At 41.0% G+C, this 4,046-nt stretch carries 3 protein-coding genes and 2 pseudogenes; 1 reads left to right on the top strand and 4 read right to left on the bottom strand.

The genetic code is table 11. The features are described from left to right. The 3 genes and pseudogenes from LC574_RS29550 to trpB all read right to left on the bottom strand — a co-directional run. Nucleotides 1-356 (bottom strand): annotated as a pseudogene (locus LC574_RS29550) (hypothetical protein); the annotation flags it as partial. Next, nucleotides 353-1,189: a DMT family transporter gene (locus tag LC574_RS29545; protein WP_229457178.1), complete on the bottom strand. Its 837-nt coding sequence runs from the start codon at nucleotides 1,187-1,189 to the stop codon at nucleotides 353-355. The pseudogene LC574_RS29550 and the gene LC574_RS29545, both read right to left, overlap by 4 nt. Nucleotides 1,190-1,350: 161 nt before the next feature. Further along, a pseudogene (gene trpB / locus LC574_RS29540) lies at nucleotides 1,351-2,187 on the bottom strand (tryptophan synthase subunit beta); the annotation flags it as partial. A 206-nt stretch (nucleotides 2,188-2,393) separates the two neighbouring features. On the opposite strand from trpB, the gene LC574_RS29535 reads away from it, so the two are divergent. Then, nucleotides 2,394-3,203 (top strand): prohibitin family protein, encoded by an 810-nt coding sequence (locus tag LC574_RS29535; RefSeq protein WP_229457177.1) that lies wholly within the window; start codon nucleotides 2,394-2,396, stop codon nucleotides 3,201-3,203. A gap of 92 nt (nucleotides 3,204-3,295) precedes the next feature. On the opposite strand, the gene LC574_RS29530 is transcribed toward LC574_RS29535, so the two are convergent. Next, nucleotides 3,296-3,757 (bottom strand): hypothetical protein, encoded by a 462-nt coding sequence (locus tag LC574_RS29530; RefSeq protein WP_229457176.1) that lies wholly within the window; start codon nucleotides 3,755-3,757, stop codon nucleotides 3,296-3,298. Nucleotides 3,758-4,046 lie beyond the last annotated feature (289 nt).

Here is a 4,046-nt window from a genome sequence, read left to right as displayed (position 1 = left end):
AACGCTGCGCTAACGCAATTCGCAATTACGTTTTGTAACGGGGATTTTACCCCGACACAAAACGTGCTGTCTATAGAGGCTCTTGACTTAAACCCCCAAACTTTGTTAAACAGAGAAAAAACACCACCAAGGAAATACATCCCCACAGCTAAGGTAGCTGTGCCGGGGGTTTCTCCCGGAGAATGTCCGAAAATCTTAAATCCTATAATCCGGTGAACGATAAAGAAAAAACCAACCAGAAATGAAGGAATAGCGATGATAAAGCCTAAATAAGTGGCCATTCTCAGCGGGAAATTTGAAAATCCGAACAGCCCGTCCAGGGCAAGTTCCATCAGCTTTTTGAAGGTGTATTTCACTTCTCCGGCCGCCCTTTCTGCTCCTTCATACTCGCAACCAAGGCATTACTGAGCGGCATAAAGCCGGTGAATAATCCCGCAAGACTGATCGAAACTTTAGCAACACCCTGACACCACAATATAAACGACAAAACACTCGCTGTCAGCGCATAGTACACAATAAGTCCCCAGACAGATAATGAGACAGCTGTGAAGTCGAACATGTTTGCTTCCCATAAAGCTAACGGTGCAAATAATAGAAATCCAAACATATTAACCCCAGTTGCTATTTTTAAGGGTGCATGACGACTAGAGATCTCCTTGGTAAAAATTGTAAAAAATGCCTCTGAGACAACCGCAAAAAGGATCAACATATTTCCAACTAAGCTCCCGCTCTCCTGGCTCCCAGCTTGCCCTTGAAAATTGATTGCTGCGATCCCAAGGACGGCTAAACCAATAGCTAACATCCCCCTGACAGACAGTCGTTCACCTAGGAGAACAACAGAAAGTACACCAATGCAAGCTGGGACAGTACTGGTAATGATGCCCGCTGATGTTGCAGTGGTTAGCCGTACACCGTATAGCATAAAAGTGCTGAACAAAAACATACCAATCAAAGCTTGCATAAAAAGATTACGGTAATCTTTTAACGAAAAATTAAATCTTAATTCGCCCTGATAGAGCTGTATTAGGAGTAAAGCACTCAGCGCAATCAGGAACCGAAGTGCAGAAAATAAGAAGACTGGTAGTGTTTCTACAATAGCTTTGCCTACGGCAATGTTTGCGCCAACCATGACCATTGCTAAAGTAAGTTGAATGTAAATAATGTTTTTGTTTTCTCGAAATGATGACATAATATAGAGCCTCGACTAAAAAGTTTTTGTAACAAAACTATAGAAATAGCGTTCAACCAAAATAACCCTCTTTTGTCACTCTCGGTAAATTGATGATTTTTCTATAACACAGCCGACGAGGATTTAAGGTTTCACCTGAAAATGACAAAAGAGGGATAAAGCTAGATTGAAGCCAGGTTTAAAAATTTGGCAACTGTTTGCACGTCCTTATCACCACGCCCTGAACAGTTGATCGCAATGCGAGGATTACCAGTCAGTTGTGGGCAAAGAATTTCTAAGTAAGCGATCGCGTGGGCAGTTTCCAGGGCAGGAATAATACCCTCTAATTGAGAAAGCTTCTTAAATGCCGCTAAAGCCTGCTGATCGGTCACACTAAAGTATTCGGCGCGCCCAAGCTCTTTTAAATAACTATGCTCAGGACCAACACCAGGATAGTCTAGTCCAGCGCTAATCGAATGCGCCTCGACCACCTGACCATCCTCATTTTGTAGCAGGTAACTCATGGCACCATGCAAAACACCGACTCGCCCCCGTGTTAGGGTAGCAGCATGCTTTTCGGAGTCAAGACCTTCACCTGCTGCTTCAACTCCAATTAACCGTACAGTTGGTTCACTAACAAACTCGTGGAAGATTCCCATAGCATTGGAACCAGCTCCCACACAAGCTAAGACAACATCTGGTAGTCCTCCCCATTTCTCCTGACATTGAGTGCGAGTTTCTTTACCAATTACTGCTTGAAAATCACGCACCATCATTGGGTAAGGATGGGGACCAGTAATAGAACCAGTAATGTAGTGGGTGTTTTCCACATTGGTCACCCAGTCTCGAATTGCTTCAGAAACGGCATCTTTGAGCGTTCCTGTTCCAGCTTCCACGGGACGGACCTCAGCCCCCAGCAGTTTCATCCGGAAAACGTTGAGAGCCTGCCGCTCCATGTCAAGGATACCCATGTATATTACACACTCTAGACCGAAACGGGCACATACTGTTGCTGTAGCGATAAAGCTAGGTCTAGAACTTAGTGGAATCAGTAGGGTGTCTTTGATAGCACCATTGAAAGTTCGTTTATGGACTCTTCAAGAATCCCCCGGCTTATAGCCGTGGGGAGTATCAATTAGAGGCAAAGTTATAAGAGCATGACGGGAAGAAGCTTACAACTCCTAAATATGTGTCTCTATGCAAGACGCATACATGTTTCACACAGATGAAAAAAAATACAACTTTTAACAGTGCCGGTAAACTGACTGCTCTTTTGTTCCTGATAACTCTCTTTCTGACGCCTTGTGTAATTGTAAATGCAGGTGAACGTGGTGTATTGATGAAATTTGGCGAAGTGCAAAACCAGATATTAGGAGAAGGACTGCACTTAATTATTCCTGTAGTTAATACTGTGAAAAATTTGAGTATTCGAGTCCAAAAGCAGGAAATTTCGGCTGAGGCTTCTTCTAAAGATTTACAAAATGTATTTACTGATGTAGCTCTTAATTGGCATATTATTCCCCAGGAAGCAAATGCCATTTTTCAGGAAATTGGAGATGAACAAGATGTAGTTATTCGGATTATTAACCCAGCAGTTGAAGAAGTGCTAAAAGCAGTAATGGCAAAGTATACTGCTGAAGAAATTATTACTAAACGAGGAGAAGTCAAAGGTGGAGTAGATGATGCATTGTCTACACGACTTGGTAGCTATCACGTTGCAGTTGATGATATTTCTCTAGTTCATGTCCATTTTTCCGAAAGATTTGGTGAAGCGGTGGAGGCGAAGCAGATTGCTGAACAAGAAGCAAAACGAGCAGAGTTTATCGCCTTAAAAGCAACAAAAGAGGCTGAGGCAAAAGTTAATTTAGCAAAAGGAGAGGCTGAGGCGCACAGATTATTACGTGATGGTTTAACTCCAGAAATTTTGCAAAGGCAAGCAATAGAAAAATGGAATGGTAAGTTGCCATTAATTGTCAGTAAGGAGGCTCCAAAGTTGTTGAATTTAAGCGAGTTTTTAAAATTTGATGAAAATTGAGATTCTTTTTCAGAAAATATCTGCTTATACGTAGGGATGCACAGATGTGCATCCCTACAATCGATTCATTTGTAAAAACGTAATCAACTAAATTAACCGTTGGAAAATAAAATAGGAGAATCGAGAATCTTCAACTGGATCAATAGCATAATCAACAGGGTATAAGCTGTTGAAGAAATTAAACCCGTGATTAATTCTTTTTTAAGGTTATGCTCTTGAGGTTCTTTTTGAAAAATGTCTTTAGAACCGAATTGCATCAAGAGAATTCCCACAATATTAGAGAGCCAGTACCCTATAATTGAACAAGGGAAAAGTAATTTTGGGGAAAGTAAACTACATCCATACCCAAAACCATAAGCTATTGGCAAATTAAATAGTAAGTCATTCCACCAACATAGTGGTGACAATAAATATCCTAGTACTAAAAAGAATCCACCTCTGAGTTTTTTGAAAATGTCTTTTTTGAACTCTTTTGAAGTAAACTGTTGTAAGCCCTTTAGAGTTGTGTCTCCTGCTACATTCAACTCTTGACTGACGTTTTGGACGCTTTCCATAAAAACCCACTATTTCTATCGGCTTAGTGTAGTTTAATATAGAAACTAAACCAAAGTCTAGTACAGGAGGGATCATATTTTGGCTTTTTGATGCTGAAAGTTCTACCACTGCATAGTTTCAGCAAAATAGAGGTTTAACTCAGATGCTACTGTGCGCTGATTTATAGGAATCATATTTGATTTTTGAAATTATTTGCGTAGTCCGGGAGTGGGGAGTAGGGAGTAGGGAATAGGGCTGTAGGGTTTTCGAGTTGTACGGAATTTTTTCATAAATCAAATCGTAGTCCTA

It is taken from the genome of Nostoc sp. CHAB 5715 (assembly GCF_020829685.1).
In the GTDB taxonomy this organism is placed as follows: Bacteria; Cyanobacteriota; Cyanobacteriia; order Cyanobacteriales; family Nostocaceae; genus Nostoc.
The sequence above is the reverse complement of the archived record's forward strand: the minus strand, read 5'-3'. Positions and strand labels throughout refer to the sequence as shown.

What these genes read in the sequence shown, in the direction of transcription:
- LC574_RS29545 (WP_229457178.1), bottom strand. Translation starts at nt 1,189, where the DNA reads ATGTCATCATTTCGAGAAAACAAAAACATTATTTACATTCAACTTACT.
- LC574_RS29535 (WP_229457177.1), top strand. Translation starts at nt 2,394, where the DNA reads ATGAAAAAAAATACAACTTTTAACAGTGCCGGTAAACTGACTGCTCTT.
- LC574_RS29530 (WP_229457176.1), bottom strand. Translation starts at nt 3,757, where the DNA reads ATGGAAAGCGTCCAAAACGTCAGTCAAGAGTTGAATGTAGCAGGAGAC.